This is a genomic window from Nonomuraea sp. NPDC050451 (assembly GCF_044458585.1).
The window spans coordinates 323,072-337,557 of record NZ_JBITHZ010000009.1 but is presented as its reverse complement, the minus strand read 5'-3'; the positions used below and the strand labels follow the sequence as shown (position 1 = coordinate 337,557).

The window sequence follows — 14,486 nt, the reverse complement described above, 5'->3', positions numbered from 1 at the left end:
CCCGTTCCAGGGGGTCCTATCTCACCTTGAAACCTAGCTGGCGAGTGGGGCATTCCCCAATCGAGTCTCACGGATCAGACGGCGTGCTTCCGCCGCCACTACCTGCGGCATCTCCATCATCGCCACGTGACCCGCCGTCGGCAGCAAGACAAGCCGGACCTGGGGGAACGTACGGTATGCCTTCGCGGCCATGGCAGGCCGGACCAAGCGGTCGTGCCTGCCGTGCACGATCAGGGTCGGGGCCTCGACCTTGGCCGCCTGGCGCCACAGATTGTCCTCGCCGCGGCGGAAGTATTCGACAACGATGCCCCTGGCCGACTCGATCATGGCCTCGCCGGAGTAGGGAAGGTCGTCGCGCCTGCGGAGCTCGTCGATCGCGTCGCGCAGGCGTACGGGATGGACGCCGTTGGTGTTGGCCCAGACCATGGACATGGAGGCGTTGATGCGGTGCTCGGCCGGCACCAGGCGGAGCCTGCTCGCCACCCATTCGCCCAGTACGGGCACCGCGGCGGCGGCCACCCGGACCGGACCGTACCTGGGGAGCAGGTCGGGCAGGGCCGGGGAGACCAGGGTGAGCGAGCGGACCAGGTCGGGGCGGGTGGCGGCCACCCGGACGGCGACCGCGCCCCCGAGCGAGTTGCCGAACAGGTGGGCCGGGCCCGTGTGCTCCATCAGCTCGGTCACGGCCCTGGCGTGGCCGGCGACGGTGTAGTCGCCGTCGGCCGGGACGGGCGAGAAGCCCGCGCCGGGGAGGTCGAGGGCATGGCCGGTGACGGTGTCCTTGAGCTCGTCCATGAGGTCGGTCCAGTTGGTGGCCGACCCGGCCAGGCCGTGCACGAAGACGGCCTGCTCGCGTTGTCCCTGGTGGTCACCCGTCGATCGGACGTACACCGAGCCGACCATGCGGCCCGGCCAGTGCGGGACCGGCTCCGCCATAATGCGTCCTCCCTGCCGTTCCTTCTCGTTCCCTCAACGATAACCAGCGCGTCTGGATGGGGTCTGGATTCCATACAGAACCGCTCTTTTCCGACATCAGGTACATACGACCACACAGACCTCATACGTCCCACCGCTGCACCTCGGCGCTCTGCGCGGCACCCGGACCCGGATCGCCGGCGAACATCGCCCGGTTCGGACATATCGCCCTATATCGCCGCTTAGATGTCTAATCGATCTCATGGCATGCCAAGAGTGTGGCAAAAGCCACCGTTCATCGTTTATGGCGCACCAAGGTCGGAAAGCATGACAACCAGCAGCACTTAGCGTGACGCTTGAGGTACACACCGTTAATGGCGGGACTCAGCAACCTCGAACGCACCACCGCCGGGTGCCGCAAAAAGCGGGAGACATTGTTCGGAGGACGCCCAATGGCGCCCTCCGAACAATGACGCCGGGCGTCGGCGAAGCGTCCGGCGTAATGGCCATGGACATGTTCGCGGACTTTCATCGGTCCGAGGGCGGCACCGCAGGCAAGTAATCACCACTCGCAGAACCGGCACGGCCGACGACGACGGGCCAGGCCGGGGCGCGAGCATTGCCATGCGTGGCCACCCTATCAATTGCACCACAATCGGACATATCATGCCATTTCATTGGATAGATCTTTAATGCGAGCAATAAGATTCTTAATGCATAGCAAAATAGGGTCTCTCCAGTTTGCCCGCCCGTCGCCCCGGAAATGACATTCAATGGATGACTCTTCAGCAGCCGTCCAAGACCTGTTTTCAGGTACCCGGAAACGTCGAGAACGGGGCAATCGATCCTTTAGGGGGAAAACGCAATGCCCAAGCTCAAGAGTGTTATCGCAGGCCTCGCCGTCAGCACGGCGCTGACCGGCGGCATGGTCAGCGCGGGCGCGGCCACCACTGCGGTCAGCGCCGACGCCATCAAGCTCAACACCTCATCCATCCTCACCGGCATCGACGACGACTTCGACGACGGCCTCGGCATCGATGACGGCCTCACCAACGGCATCGTCATCGACCGTCGCGACCGCCGTCGCCACCAGCGCTGCCACCGCCGCCACCACGGCGGCGGCTGGGGCGGCTGGGGCTGGGGTCGTCACCGTCGCGGCGGCGAGGTCTGCGTCGTCATCCGCAACGACAACTTCAACGACAACAGGCCCGAGCGCCGGCAGCGTACCTGGTGACAAAACCGTGTGTTAATGGCGGGAGGATGAGCGTCCGCACCTTCGGGTAGGTCCTATCTTCTCGTCTTCCGCGGGGGGTTTAGTGAGGGCTCTCCCGGCCTTATGGCCGGGGGAGCCCTCACTGCGTTGCACGGCGGGACGGGTGCCGACGGAGTCATTCCTGTACGGCGGGCGTACGGGGGTTATATGGGGTGGAATCTTTTGTTTCGACCATGAGGGAGTCTGTGGTCAGCCAAATCAAGGTAGTTCCGGTTTGCTGGTGATTCGTCCGGAAATATGCATCGTGCGGGAGATTCTCTAAGAATCGCCCGTAGCGTTTCCCGTTCCGGCCGGATCTGTATCCGCCGGTCCGGGGGCGTGAAACAGGGCAATCGAACCTTTAGGGGGAAAACAATGCCCAAGCTCAAGAGTTTCATCGCAGGACTCGCGGTCAGCTCGGCGCTGACCGGTGGCGTGGTAGCCGCGGGCGCGGCCACGTCGCCGGCCGGTGCGGCCGTCGAGGTCCAGTCCGCCGCCCCCGTCCTCGCCGGCCGCTGCAACGGCGGTGGCTGGCGCCGGTGCGGCTGGGGCGGCCGCTGGGGCTGGGGCGGTCGCGGCTGGGGCCCCTGGGCCGGAGGCCGCGGCTGGCACCGCCACAACAGGTCGCCGCGGGTCCGGATCGTCATCGTCAACCAGAACCACAACATCAACGGTGGCCACCGTGGCGAGTGGTAAGACTCAGACCTTGAGCTGAGCATTGGCGCGCCCCTGAGGCCGCCGCATCGGCCGGAGTCCCCGAGCGACGAAACTCCGGCCACGCCGAACGAGTGTCCGTATTCATCGGGACCGGCGCCACCCCCGACCGGCGCCACCCAGCGAATACGGGCACTCACTTCTGTTCTCGACGGTCATCGCTCCGTCTCGAGCGGGCCCGAGCACCCACGTCTCCCGCGTCACCGTCCCGTTCCCCGAGAAGAGGGCGGTCCCGGCCCTGGAAGATCTCTTTGGCCGCGTCCGTCTTCGGGCGCCGGCGGTGGAAGACATGTCGAGTGCCCGTATTCGGTGGGCGGACGTCGTCACCGTCGGGGTGGACGTCGGTCCCGGTGAATACGGGCACTCGATCGGCGTGGCCTTCATCGTTCAGGGGACTCCTGGTGCGGCGCGTCCCGCGCCCCGGGTTCACCTGTGCGATGAGCTCTCTACTGCCACGTGGTCTGGTTGTTGTCGTCGTGGTGTTCCATCTCGCGGAGCTCGCGAAGCTGCTCGTTGCGGTTGCGGTTCCGGTTGATGATGATGATCTTGATGCGGGGCATGCGGTGGTGGCGCCACCAGCGGCCGCCGCCCCAGCCGCCCCAGCCGCAGCCGCGACCGCCCCAATTGCCACAGCCGTGGGCCAGGACGGAGGTAGCGGAGCCGACCTGGATCGCCGCCTCGGCCGCGGACGTGGCCGCGCCCACGCCGACCACGCCGCCGGAGACGGCCGTACTCATGGCGAGGCCCGCGATAACACTTTTGAGCTTGGGCATTGCGTTTTCCCCCTACAGGTTCGATTGCCCCGTTCCTCACGTTCCCGACCAATCAGCGAAAACCCGATCGACTGGGAAACGCCCCGGATGATCCTTAACGAATCATCCGCATCATGCATATTTCCGGTTGAAACAGCCAGCAAACTGGAATTGCCGTCATTTGGCCCACCACAGACATCCTCATGATTCGGCGCAAACGCCGCACCTCATATAGAGCCGGACACAACAAGGGCTCCCCAGCCCTAAGGTCTGGAGAGCCCTCGTCGGAAACCTGCCGTGGAGGCGTGGAGAAAGCCCCCTACCGCGAAAGCGCGGTCATCTCCACGCCGTCAGCACACGGTTAAGACCAGGTGTCGTTGTTGTGGTGGTTGTCGTGGTGATCGTGGTGGTGCTCCCGCTCGTGGCGGTTGATGTTGATGTTCCGGTTGTGGACGTTGACGCGGACGCGGGTCTTCTGGTGGTGTCGACGCCAGCCCCAGCCGCCCCAGCCGCAGCGGCGCCAGCCCCAGCTGCCGCAGCCATTGGCGAGGACGGAGGCGGCGGACTTGACCTGAGTGGCGGCGCCGGCACTGGCCGAAGTCGTGGCCGCGCCCGCGGCTACCACGCCACCGGTCAGGGCCGTGCTGACGGCGAGACCCGCGAAAACACTCTTGAGCTTGGGCATTGCGTTTTCCCCCTAAAGGATCGATTGCCCCGTTCTAAGACCATTTCCGGTTATCCCGGAAAGAGGTCCTGGACGTCTGCCGAAGAAGTCATCCACGGAGTGTCATTTCCAGACAGCAGCCCAACAAACGGCACCTAGCCGGTTTTGCTATGCATTAACAATCTTATTGCTTGCATTACAGACTTATAGAACGAAATACCACGACTTATCCGGATATGTCCTATTCGGTGATCGCGACAACCGCGCGCGGAATCGGTCAGGAGGGCAGCACAAAAAATCCCACCTCGCGGTGGGATTCAAGGGACTGGATGCCGAGAGACGAAGTCCAGGGCTCGTCGTAAGAAGCGTCGGCGAGGCCGTCGAAGCGCCTCACCTCACGGAGGCATGCGGAACCGCTGAGAGAGGTTCTGCCGCTGTCAGGCCGTCTTGCGGGTCTTGCGCTTGGCGGGGGCCTTCTCCTCGTCCTTGGACTTGCCGGCCGCCTTCTTGGGCTTGGCTGCCCCGCCCTCCCGCTCCCGCTTGGCGGCCTCCACGCTCGCACGCAGCGCCGCCATGAGGTCCACCGCCGGTCCGGCTTCCTCTTCCTCCCGGGCCGGGATGACCTCCTTGCCCGCCACCTTCGCCTCGATCACCTGCTGCAGCGCCTCGCGGTACGTGTCGTGGTACTCGCCGGGGTCGAAGTCCGACTCCATGGTGCTGATCAGGGACTCGGCCATCTGGAGCTCCTGAGCCCGTACCTCGATGTCCTCCTCGAGGAAGCCGAAGTCCGGCGTGCGGATCTCGTCGGGCCAGAGCATGGTCTCCAGGACGAAGACGCCGTCCCGTACCCGCAGCGTGGCCAGGGACTCGCGCTGGCGCAGCGCCACCTTGACCACCGCCACCTGGCCCGAGCTCTCCAGGGCGTTGCGAAGCAGCACGTACGGCTTCGCTCCCTGCGCGTCGGGCTCCAGGTAGTACGACTTCGCGAAGTAGATCGGGTCGATCTGTTCGGCCGGGGCGAACTGCAGGACGTCGATCCTGCGGGACGTGCTCAGCGGCAGGTCCTCGAAGTCCTCGTCGGTGAGCACGACGATCTCGCCCGTCGGCAGCTCGTACCCCTTGGCGATGTCGGAGTACGGCACCTCTTCGCCGTCCTGCGTGCACACGCGCTTGTAGCGGATCCGGCCGCCGTCCTCGCGATGGACCTGGTGGAACGTCACGTCCTTCTGCTCGGTGGCGGAGTAGAGCTTGACGGGTATCGTGACCAGGCCAAAGGAGATCGCACCTTTCCAGATGCTGCGCATGGTCACTCCTCAGCTGTCATTGGCTCGCCAATGGGCACATACCCGTCATGGGGCAACCAATGCCATACCCCGTCGAACCGATGCTGGCCGTACCTGGGGAACTACCCTCCGATCGCGAGAGGTACGGGCTGGAGGTCAAGTGGGACGGCATCCGCGCCGTCGTCCATCTTGACGGCGGGCTGAGGGTGACGGGGCGGCACGGGGCCGAATACACGCGGAGGTATCCGGAAATATCAGGTTTCGGGATCAAGAACGCGATCATCGACGGGGAGGTCGTCGCACTCGACAGGCGCGGCAGGCCCAGCTTCGAGCGGTTGCAGCACAGGATGCACCTGACCGATCCCGAGCCGGTCATCCTGGAGCTGTACCCCATCACGTACATGCCGTTCGACCTGCTCTATCTCGACGGCACGCCGCTGTTCGACCTGCCCTACCGCGACCGGCGAGCGCTGCTCGACGAGCTGGACGTCGGCGCGCCCCCGTACTTCCCGGGCGACTCCGACCTGCTCACGGCCACCTCCGAGCAGGGCCTGGAGGGTGTGGTCGCCAAGCGGCTGGACTCGCCCTACCGGCCGGGCACCCGGTCCCCTTGGTGGATCAAGGTGAAGCACCTGCGTACCAGGGAGGTCGTGATCGGCGGCTGGAAGCCGGGCAAGGGGCGCCGGGCGGGCGGGGTCGGCTCGCTGGTGATGGGGGCGTTCACCGATCGAGGGCTCGCGTACGTGGGACACGTCGGGACCGGGTTCACCGACACCGTGCTCGACGAGCTCTACCAGCGGATGCGGCCGCTGGAGATCTCGCACAGCCCGTTCAGCAACGCGGTTCCGTGGCGAAATCGGTGGGTTAGGCCGGATCTGGTCGGGGAGGTGGCCTACACGATGTGGACCGACGAGCAGCGGCTGCGCCACCCCGTGTGGCGCGGCCTGCGCCCCGACAAGCTCCCCTCGGAGGTGACGCTGTGAACAGCCCGGCGAAGGTGCCGGTAAAGGTCGACGGGCGAGCGCTGACGCTGAGCAACCTGGACAAGGTCCTCTACCCCGAGTACGGCTTCACCAAGGCCGAGGTCATCGACTACTACAGCCGCGTGGCCCCCGTGCTCCTCCCCCACCTCCAGGGCCGGCCCCTGACCGTCAAGCGCTTCCCGAACGGCGTCGACGGCCAGTCCTTCTTCGAGAAGAACGCCCCCGAGCACACCCCGGACTGGGTCAGGCGGGTCAAGCTCCCCGTACCCGGCAGCACCAAGAACCGCGAGGAAATCGACTTCGCCGTCATCGAGGACCTGCCCACGCTCGTCTACTACGCCAACCTGGCCGCGCTCGAGCTGCACGTACCCCAGTGGCGCGTCGACGAGGACGGCGAGGCGCTGCCGCCCGACACGCTCGTGTTCGACCTCGACCCCGGCCCGCCCGCGACCATCGTCGAGTGCTGCCGGGTGGCCATCATGCTGCGCGAGGTGCTGGCGGCCGACGGGCTCACCGCCCTGCCGAAGACCAGCGGGAACAAGGGCATGCAGCTGTACGCCGACTGGGACTGCCGCGAGGAGCCCTCCGCGTACGCCAAGAGGCTGGCCCGGCTCCTGGAGAAGGCGCATCCCGAGCAGGTGGTCAGCGTGATGACGAAGAAGGCCAGGCCGGGCAAGGTGTTCATCGACTGGAGCCAGAACAACCCGGCCAAGACCACCGTGGCGCCCTACTCGCTGCGGGCCAGGGAGCTTCCGACCGTCTCGACACCGCTGAGGTGGACGGAGGTCGAAGGCTGCGAGCGACCCGAGGAGCTGGTGTTCGCCGCGGCCGACGTACTCGCCAGAGTGGAGAAACGCGGCGACCTTTTCGGCCGGGCGTAGGCTGGTGCCGTCCACACCAAGAGGGGGACCAGAAGATGTCGGAGATGGACATACGCGGTGACGAGCTCTCCTACGACCAGGAGGAGGCAGAGCTGTCGATCGAGACGCCCGAGGCGGACGCCGCCGAGCAGCATTTCGAGATCCGCCAGAGCGCCGGGAGGCAGCGCCGCGAGCTGCCGCTCGACGTCGATCCCGCCGACGCGGCCGACCAGGACCGCGTGGTGGATCTCGACGACGACGAATATCGCTGAGTACGGCTGCGCGACGACCCGTCGGCCTCGTGGAGTGAGGCGATGAACAAATGAACAACTGCCCTACCCGCACGTAGGATGTCCGCACAGCCCGCTGAGAGACCTATGGAGACCCGCGTGACCGCAACCCCGGACGCGAAGCCCCGGGGCACCCGGCTGCCCCGACTCGCCCGCCGCCGGCAGCTGCTGAGCGCCGCGCAGGAAGTGTTCGTGGAGAACGGCTATCACGCGGCCGCCATGGACGAGATCGCCGATCGTGCGGGGGTCAGCAAGCCGGTGCTCTACCAGCACTTCCCCGGCAAGCTCGAGCTCTATCTGGCGCTGCTCGACCTCCACGTCGACGACATGGTCAACCGCTGCCGGGAGGCGCTGGCCTCCACCCACGAGAACAAACTCCGCGTGCAGGCCACGTTCAGCGCGTTCTTCGACTTCGTCTCCACGCAGGGCGAGGCGTTCCGGCTGGTGTTCGAGTCCGACCTGCGCAACGTCGCGCCGGTGCGGCAGCGCGTCGAACGCTCGCTGCAGGAGTGCGCGGAGATGGTCAGCGTGCTCATCCAGGAGGACACCGGGTGCACCAGCGACGAGGCGCACCTGCTCGGCGTGGGGCTGGTCGGCATGGCCGAGGTGAGCGCCCGCTACTGGGTGACCCAGCACGGCTCCATCCCGAAGGACGCGGCCGAACAACTCATGGCCCGGCTGGCCTGGCGCGGCATCAGCGGTTTTCCGCGTACGGCATAACCCGTTCGCTGGGCGCGATCATTTGCGCCTTTCCCGGCTACGAGCCGCCACGATGGGAGTGAGCCAGCCCGTCGACTAGGGAGCCACGATGGAAGTCAAGATCGGCGTACGCTCCGTACACCGCGAACTCGTTGTCGAGACCGACCTCTCCGCTGAGCAGGTCGAAGAGGAGATCAGGAACGCGTTGTCGGTCGAACGTGGCGTGTTCGCCCTGACCGACGTGAAGGGCAGGCGGGTCATGGTGCCGGTGGCCTCGCTCGGATTCGTCGAGATCGGCGAGGATGAGGCCCGACCCGTCGGATTCGGCGGCACCCTCTAAAGCTCCTGATGGAGGGGTACGGCCCACCAGCCGTACCCCTCCCCAGGTTGCACCCCCCGCGGCACCCCCGACGACGCCACACCTGCGACGCACATCACGCCCGACCGCACCCGCCCTGCGCCGCCCCGCCCAAGCACACCCGCCGACGCCCGTCACGCCGGACTGCACGGGCCCCTGCGACGCCCCGCCCGAAGCACTCCGACCACCGGGTGCTGCACACACCCCGGACCACGCCACACCGCCGCCGAGCCGACGCCTCCGAAAGCACGCCCGTGGCCTGCGTCGGCGAGAAGGTGTGCGGGGCGGCGCGAGTGATCGCCCGCGTGGCGGCCATCGCCGATCCAGCGCCTCCGAAAGCGGCCTCCAGGAGGTCTTCGGAGCCGGCCCTCAGGAGGACGCCCCCGGCCGTGCGTCGGCGAGGAGGCGGAGGCCGGCGCGAGCGGCGGGCGGCCGTCGCCGATCCAGTGCCTTCGGAGCCGGGCCGGGGGTGGTCAGAGGCCCAGGGTGGCCATGCGTTTGTTGTGGGCCTCCGTCAATGTCGCGAAAAGTCGGGAAATGTCGGTGGCGCCCTCCCCCGACACCAGCAGCAGCGCCAGCTCGGGCCGCGCCGAGGCCACCTGCTGCCCCTGGCTCAGCGCCTCCCCGACGAGCCGGCGGGCCCACAGCGCCAGCCGGCCGGCGGCCGCGGGCGACGCCTCGATCCCGGCCCTGACCCGCTCGACCGCGAACTGCGAGCGCCCCCCGTCCACCAGCACCTCGTCCACCAGCTTGGCGATCGAGGGATCGAGGTGCCTGGCCGCCTCGCGGTAGAAGTCGAGCGCGATCCCGTCCCCGACGTACGTCTTGACCAGCGCCTGCAGCCAGTCGGCCGGCCTGGTCTGCGCGTGCCAGGCGTCGAGCGCGCCGACGAACGGCGACATCGCCTCGTCCGGATCGGCCCCGAGCTCGGCCAGACGGTCGCGCAGCAGGCGGAAGTGGGCGTACTCGGTCACGGCCAGCTCGCTCAGCCCCGCCCGGTCGGCCAGCGAGGGCGCCAGCGTGGCGGCGTCCTCCGTCATCCGCGCGTAGGCACTGAGCTCGGCGTAGGCGAGAACCCCGAGCAGGTCGACGACTCCTGGAGACTCCGTCATGTGAATTGTGGCACCCGAGCCCCGACCTTCAGGGCCGGAAGGAAGTGCCACCCCTCCTTTCGAAAATATTATGGAGAACGTCGGTGACAGCAAGTAACATGACCGTTGCGTGAGGTTGCTGTGACAGGAGGTGCCCCATGGCCATCCGCCGATCCACCTTCAAGTGTGAAGGCTTGCCCTCCGTGGTGCAGCTCCGGCTCGCGCCTACCCCGTCCCAGACTGAGGCCCTCACCGCAGCCATGCGGCTGTGCCATCAGGCGGCTACCTTCGTCTCGCGCCTGGCTTGGCACGGCCACACCTTCACCATGCTGGACCTGCACCGGCTCGCCTGCCACCCGGTCCGCGCCCCCTTCGCCGGGCTTGGCGCCCAAGCGGCCGTGCGGGCCGTCGCCCGAGCAGCGGGAGCCCACGCCAACCGGCGCGCGACCAAGAAGCGCGCCCATATCTTCCGCCCGCACGGCGCCGTCCCCAACGACGCGCGCATGATGAGTTGGAGCCGTAACGCCCGGACCGTGTCGCTGTGCACCCCCGCCGGCCGCATGATCGTGCCCTACACCGGGCGGCCAGAGGATCTGAAAGCCATCGGAACTCTTCCGATGGGAGAAGCCGACCTGATCCGCCGACGCGGCGTGTGGCTGTTGCAGGTCGCCGTCACCCTGCCTGAACCGCTGGTATGCGAGCCGATCAACGGCTTCCTGGGGGTGGATCAAGGGGTGGCGAACCTGGCAGTCATGTCTGATGGTGCGGTGCTGCCCGGCCCTGCCCTGACCGGTCCGATCGCCGGCAATGGCCACGTCCGCACGCTGCGCGAGCGGCGGCATCGGCAACGCCGACGGTTGCAGAGGAAGGGCACGAGTGTGGCTCGGCGGGTGCTGCGCCGCCTGGCCGGGCGTGAGCACCGGATGACGGCCGACCTCGACCACCGGCTCTCGACACACGTGGTGCGCGAAGCCGAACGCACCGGCCGCGGGATCGCCCTTGAAGCTCTGCAGGGCATCCGCGGACGGGTAAGGGCTCATCGGTTCCAGCGGCGCACCCCGCACGGCTGGGCGTTCGCCCAGATGATCGCGTTCACCCGATACAAGGCCGCGCGAGCCGGGACCGCCTTCCTCTTGGTCAATCCCGCCTACACCTCCCAGGCCTGCCCAGAGTGCGGGTGTGTCGCCAAGGCGAATCGGCCCGCGCGGGGCCGGTTCGTATGCACCGGCTGCGCCCTCGCTGGGCACGCCGATCACATCGCGGCCCGCAACATCGCCGCACGCGGCGCTGCGGGCTGGGCTGTTGTCAACCAGCCACACGCTACCGGCCTCCCTTCAGCCAGACGGGACCGTGAGAGCAAACCACCGGTATCAGCCAGTGGTAGTTGATGGAAGTACGCTGCCTAATCTTCGGGAACATACGTAAGCTCGGCCAGCGTTGTGGTATCGAGTACACTGCTCTGAGAAAGTGCGACCGCACTGTGTAAATTCGGGGGTTTCCCCCGACTACCCCCACTTCCGGGTGCGCGGTCGCTGATGACGCGAGAGGGCTGGCTCTACCGCGAGGACCCACGTTACGAGGGCTGTTTCATGCCCGTCGGTCCCGGCAGGCCCGCCTTCATTTGAGAACTGAGGCAGGCCACGCTGACGACTTTCCGAGACCTCGGAGTCACACCAGAGATCGCCGATGCCCTCGAGACCGAGGGCATCGTCACACCGTTCCCCATCCAAGAGATGGCTCTCCCGCTCGCTCTGAGCGGCCAGGACCTGATCGGCCAGGCGCGCACCGGCACGGGCAAGACCTACGCGTTCGGCATCGCCATGCTGCAGAGCATCGGCAAGCCGCGCAAGAACCGCAAGAAGCCCCGCGGGCTCGTCGTCGTGCCGACCCGCGAGCTGGCCGTGCAGGTCAGCGAAGACCTCGTCACCGCCGCCGGCAAGCTCGGGTCCCGAGTTCTGACCGTGTACGGCGGGCGCGCGTACGAGCCGCAGATCGAGGCGCTCAAGGCCGGGGTCGACGTCATCGTCGGCACCCCCGGACGCCTGCTCGACCTGGTCAAGCAGAAGCACCTCGACCTGAGCCAGGTCACCAGCCTCGTGCTCGACGAGGCCGACCGCATGCTCGACCTGGGCTTCCTGCCCGACGTAGAGCGGATCTTCAACCTGATCCCCGGTCAGCGGCAGACGATGCTGTTCTCGGCGACCATGCCGGGCGAGATCGTCACGCTGTCCCGGAAATACCTCAACCGTCCGACGCACGTACGCGCCGAGCACGAGAGCGGCGAGGGCGAGACCACGCCGCAGGTCCGCCAGCTCGTGTGGCGCGCGCACCGCATGGACAAGATCGAGATCCTCGGGCGGCTGCTGCAGGCCGAGGGCCGCGGGCTCACGATGGTCTTCTGCGAGACCAAGCGGGCCTGCGACATGGTCGCCGAACAGCTCGACACGCGCGGCTTCGCCGTCGCGGCCGTGCACGGCGACCTCGGCCAGGGCCAGCGTGAGCAGGCCCTGCGCGCGTTCCGCAACGGCAAGATCGACGTGCTGGTGGCCACCGACGTGGCGGCCCGCGGCATCGACATCGACGACGTCACCCATGTGGTCAACTACGACTGCCCCACGGACGACAAGACGTACGTGCACCGCATCGGCCGCACCGGCCGGGCCGGGCGCACGGGCATCTCGGTCACGTTCGTGGAGTGGGAGGAGCTGACCCGCTGGAAGATGATCAACCAGATGCTCGGGCTCGAGTTCGCCGAGCCCGAGGAGACCTACTCCACCTCGCCGCACGTCTACTCCGAGCTGAACATCCCCGAGGGCACCAAGGGCGTCCTGCCGCACGCGAGCCGATCGCGTGCCGGGCTGTCCGCGGAGCGCCTCGAGGATCTCGGGGAGACCGGCAGGGCCCGCGTTCGTGGCGGCCGTCGCCGCGACGAGCGCGAAGAGCGCCCTGCCCGTACGCCGCGCCAGCGCCGCCGCACCCGTGGCGGCAAGGAGCTGGCGGAGACCGCAGCCGTCGAGACTCCGGAGGTCGAGCTCGTGGATGCCAGGACGGAGGAGACTCCCGCGATCTTCTCAACGGACGAGATCCAGGCGGCCGCCGAGCCGAAGCGGACGCGTACGCGGAGGGGGGCGGCTTCGTCTGCCATCGAGCAGGCGCTCGCCGAAGCCCCTGAGGCACCGGTCAAGGCCACCCGGTCGCGCCGGACCGCCGCCGTCACGGCCCCCGAGGCCGACATCGTCGAGGAGGCGCCGGTGAAGAGCACCCGCTCCCGCCGGGCCGCCGCCGTCGCGGAACCGGTGCCCGTCGTCGAGGAGGCGCCCGCTCCGCCGGTCGCCGAGCCGGCGCCGAGCTTCCTCGCGACGCCGCCTCCGCCGGTGCGCACGGAGCCGGAGCGGATCGTCCCGCCGAACCCGTTCACGGTGATCTTCCAGTCGCCCGACCTGGCCTCGGACGACGACGACATCGCCCCGTCGGCGGCCACGGAGCGCAAGCAGCAGCGCCGCCAGCCCCGTGGTGGCGGGGGCGGCAACCGCCGCCGCATGGGCTGAGCACCGTCTGAGCACCGTCTGGGAGGCGCGCATCCGCATCGGGTGCGCGCCTTCCGGGTAAGAGGCCCACGGGCCCTCCTGGGGCGCTCTGAGCGCGCTCCAGGGGCCTCCGGGCTCCGCGCGTTCGCCCAGCGTGATGCCCATGACGGTGTCGAGCTGCTGACCTCTGGGTATTGTTGCCCCACGTGAGTACGCCGCGATTCCTCGATCTGCCTCCTGGCGTCGCACCACAGAAGATCGAAACGCCACAGGGCACGTTCGCGGTCCTGGAGGCCCTCCCGGTCAGTGGTGTGATTGAGCGCTGGCCCGCCCTCCTGGTCCCCGGCCTGACAGGCAGCAAGGAGGACTTTCTCGCGGTGCTGATGACCCTGGCCCACTCCGGGCGCAGGGTGATCGCCGTCGATCTGCGCGGCCAGTACGAGACACCGGGCCCCGACGACCCAGCCGCCTACACCTGCCCCGCGCTCGGCGCCGACGTCGACGCGCTCGCCCAGATCATCGGCGGCGGCGACCCCGTTCACCTGGTGGGCCACTCGTTCGGCGGCCTGGTCGCCAGGGAGGCGGTGATCGACGGGCGCACGAGGTTCGCGTCGTTCACGCTGATGGGGTCCGGGCCCTCGGGCATCGAGGGCAAGCGCGCGCTCAACGGCCGCAAGATCATGGAAGAGGTCCAGGCGTTCGGCCTGGAGCACGTGTGGCACCACCGGCTGGAGCCCGAGGCGCTGTCCAACGACGTGTCCGACGAGATCCTGGCCTTCCTGCGCAAGCGCCTGCTCACCAACTCCCCGACTGCTCTGGCGTGCATGGCCGAGCAGGTGCTGAGCATGCACGACCGCACCGACGAGCTGCGCGAGGTCGAGGTGCCCACGCTGGTGCTGTACGGCGAGCACGACGACGGGTGGCCGCCCGAGGCGCAGTCGGAGATGGCGGCCAGGCTCGGGGCCGAGTCCGTGGTCGTGCCCGGCGCCGTCCACTCGCCGGCCGTCGAGGCGCCGGAGACGACGGCGGCGGCGCTGGTGAGGTTCTGGAACGCGGCCGAGAAACACTATTTGGACACCAGGTCCAATGCCATGTAAT

General features: G+C 67.9%; 15 protein-coding genes. 10 read left to right on the top strand and 5 right to left on the bottom strand.

All coding sequences use genetic code 11. The features are described 5' to 3' along the window. Positions 1-33 precede the first annotated feature (33 nt). Positions 34-936: an alpha/beta fold hydrolase gene (locus tag ACIBI9_RS28415; RefSeq protein ID WP_397225978.1), complete on the bottom strand. Its 903-nt coding sequence runs from the start codon at positions 934-936 to the stop codon at positions 34-36. 844 nt (positions 937-1,780) lie between these two features. Here ACIBI9_RS28415 and ACIBI9_RS28410 point away from each other — a divergent pair. Continuing rightward, complete coding sequence (locus ACIBI9_RS28410; protein WP_397225976.1) at positions 1,781-2,149, top strand: hypothetical protein; 369 nt, start codon at positions 1,781-1,783, stop codon at positions 2,147-2,149. A gap of 393 nt (positions 2,150-2,542) precedes the next feature. Next, entirely contained in the window at positions 2,543-2,863 is a 321-nt protein-coding gene (locus tag ACIBI9_RS28405) for a hypothetical protein (protein WP_397225974.1), read from the top strand. A 464-nt stretch (positions 2,864-3,327) separates the two neighbouring features. On the opposite strand, the gene ACIBI9_RS28400 is transcribed toward ACIBI9_RS28405, so the two are convergent. The 3 genes from ACIBI9_RS28400 to ACIBI9_RS28390 all read right to left on the bottom strand — a co-directional run bounded on the left by ACIBI9_RS28400 (position 3,328) and on the right by ACIBI9_RS28390 (position 5,601). Continuing rightward, the gene (locus tag ACIBI9_RS28400; protein WP_397225972.1) at positions 3,328-3,618 is read right to left on the bottom strand and encodes a hypothetical protein; all 291 of its coding nucleotides are present in this window, start codon (positions 3,616-3,618) and stop codon (positions 3,328-3,330) included. Between the two features lie 376 nt (positions 3,619-3,994). Next, a complete protein-coding gene (locus ACIBI9_RS28395) occupies positions 3,995-4,318 on the bottom strand; it encodes a hypothetical protein (RefSeq protein WP_397225969.1) in 324 nt (107 codons plus the stop codon). A gap of 416 nt (positions 4,319-4,734) precedes the next feature. Then, complete coding sequence (locus tag ACIBI9_RS28390; RefSeq protein ID WP_397225966.1) at positions 4,735-5,601, bottom strand: Ku protein; 867 nt, start codon at positions 5,599-5,601, stop codon at positions 4,735-4,737. A 59-nt stretch (positions 5,602-5,660) separates the two neighbouring features. On the opposite strand from ACIBI9_RS28390, the gene ligD (ACIBI9_RS28385) reads away from it, so the two are divergent. From ligD (ACIBI9_RS28385) to ACIBI9_RS28365, 5 genes are all read left to right on the top strand, one after another. Then, positions 5,661-6,563 (top strand): non-homologous end-joining DNA ligase, encoded by a 903-nt coding sequence (gene ligD / locus ACIBI9_RS28385; protein ID WP_397225964.1) that lies wholly within the window; start codon positions 5,661-5,663, stop codon positions 6,561-6,563. Continuing rightward, positions 6,560-7,444 carry a non-homologous end-joining DNA ligase gene (gene ligD / locus ACIBI9_RS28380; protein WP_397225962.1) on the top strand — a complete coding sequence of 295 codons (885 nt, stop codon included), beginning with the start codon at positions 6,560-6,562 and terminating at the stop codon, positions 7,442-7,444. Before ligD (ACIBI9_RS28385) ends, ligD (ACIBI9_RS28380) begins: the two co-directional genes overlap by 4 nt. Before the next feature lie 44 nt (positions 7,445-7,488). Further along, complete coding sequence (locus ACIBI9_RS28375; protein WP_397225960.1) at positions 7,489-7,695, top strand: hypothetical protein; 207 nt, start codon at positions 7,489-7,491, stop codon at positions 7,693-7,695. A gap of 117 nt (positions 7,696-7,812) precedes the next feature. After that, complete coding sequence (locus ACIBI9_RS28370) at positions 7,813-8,433, top strand: TetR/AcrR family transcriptional regulator (protein WP_313043020.1); 621 nt, start codon at positions 7,813-7,815, stop codon at positions 8,431-8,433. An 88-nt stretch (positions 8,434-8,521) separates the two neighbouring features. Continuing rightward, complete coding sequence (locus ACIBI9_RS28365) at positions 8,522-8,752, top strand: DUF3107 domain-containing protein (RefSeq protein ID WP_397225958.1); 231 nt, start codon at positions 8,522-8,524, stop codon at positions 8,750-8,752. A 491-nt stretch (positions 8,753-9,243) separates the two neighbouring features. Here the strand turns inward: ACIBI9_RS28365 and ACIBI9_RS28360 are convergent, their stop codons facing one another. Further along, positions 9,244-9,882, bottom strand: a complete 639-nt coding sequence (locus ACIBI9_RS28360) for a ferritin-like fold-containing protein (protein ID WP_397225956.1) — start codon at positions 9,880-9,882, stop codon at positions 9,244-9,246. Positions 9,883-10,019: 137 nt separating this feature from the next. Here ACIBI9_RS28360 and ACIBI9_RS28355 point away from each other — a divergent pair, with 137 nt between their 5' ends. The 3 genes from ACIBI9_RS28355 (at position 10,020) to ACIBI9_RS28345 (ending at position 14,485) form a co-directional block, all read left to right on the top strand. Then, positions 10,020-11,249, top strand: a complete 1,230-nt coding sequence (locus ACIBI9_RS28355) for an RNA-guided endonuclease InsQ/TnpB family protein (protein ID WP_397225954.1) — start codon at positions 10,020-10,022, stop codon at positions 11,247-11,249. Positions 11,250-11,594: 345 nt separating this feature from the next. Continuing rightward, positions 11,595-13,409 (top strand): DEAD/DEAH box helicase, encoded by a 1,815-nt coding sequence (locus ACIBI9_RS28350; RefSeq protein WP_397225952.1) that lies wholly within the window; start codon positions 11,595-11,597, stop codon positions 13,407-13,409. A 185-nt stretch (positions 13,410-13,594) separates the two neighbouring features. Continuing rightward, positions 13,595-14,485, top strand: coding sequence for an alpha/beta fold hydrolase (locus ACIBI9_RS28345; RefSeq protein ID WP_397225950.1), 891 nt, complete (start codon positions 13,595-13,597; stop codon positions 14,483-14,485). Position 14,486: the final 1 nt, after the last annotated feature.

What these genes read in the sequence shown, in the direction of transcription:
- ACIBI9_RS28400 (WP_397225972.1), bottom strand. Translation starts at nt 3,618, where the DNA reads ATGAGTACGGCCGTCTCCGGCGGCGTGGTCGGCGTGGGCGCGGCCACG.
- ACIBI9_RS28360 (WP_397225956.1), bottom strand. Translation starts at nt 9,882, where the DNA reads ATGACGGAGTCTCCAGGAGTCGTCGACCTGCTCGGGGTTCTCGCCTAC.
- ACIBI9_RS28410 (WP_397225976.1), top strand. Translation starts at nt 1,781, where the DNA reads ATGCCCAAGCTCAAGAGTGTTATCGCAGGCCTCGCCGTCAGCACGGCG.
- ACIBI9_RS28355 (WP_397225954.1), top strand. Translation starts at nt 10,020, where the DNA reads ATGGCCATCCGCCGATCCACCTTCAAGTGTGAAGGCTTGCCCTCCGTG.
- ACIBI9_RS28395 (WP_397225969.1), bottom strand. Translation starts at nt 4,318, where the DNA reads ATGCCCAAGCTCAAGAGTGTTTTCGCGGGTCTCGCCGTCAGCACGGCC.
- ACIBI9_RS28405 (WP_397225974.1), top strand. Translation starts at nt 2,543, where the DNA reads ATGCCCAAGCTCAAGAGTTTCATCGCAGGACTCGCGGTCAGCTCGGCG.
- ACIBI9_RS28415 (WP_397225978.1), bottom strand. Translation starts at nt 936, where the DNA reads ATGGCGGAGCCGGTCCCGCACTGGCCGGGCCGCATGGTCGGCTCGGTG.
- ACIBI9_RS28365 (WP_397225958.1), top strand. Translation starts at nt 8,522, where the DNA reads ATGGAAGTCAAGATCGGCGTACGCTCCGTACACCGCGAACTCGTTGTC.
- ACIBI9_RS28390 (WP_397225966.1), bottom strand. Translation starts at nt 5,601, where the DNA reads ATGCGCAGCATCTGGAAAGGTGCGATCTCCTTTGGCCTGGTCACGATA.
- ligD (WP_397225964.1), top strand. Translation starts at nt 5,661, where the DNA reads ATGCCATACCCCGTCGAACCGATGCTGGCCGTACCTGGGGAACTACCC.
- ACIBI9_RS28375 (WP_397225960.1), top strand. Translation starts at nt 7,489, where the DNA reads ATGGACATACGCGGTGACGAGCTCTCCTACGACCAGGAGGAGGCAGAG.
- ACIBI9_RS28350 (WP_397225952.1), top strand. Translation starts at nt 11,595, where the DNA reads ATGGCTCTCCCGCTCGCTCTGAGCGGCCAGGACCTGATCGGCCAGGCG.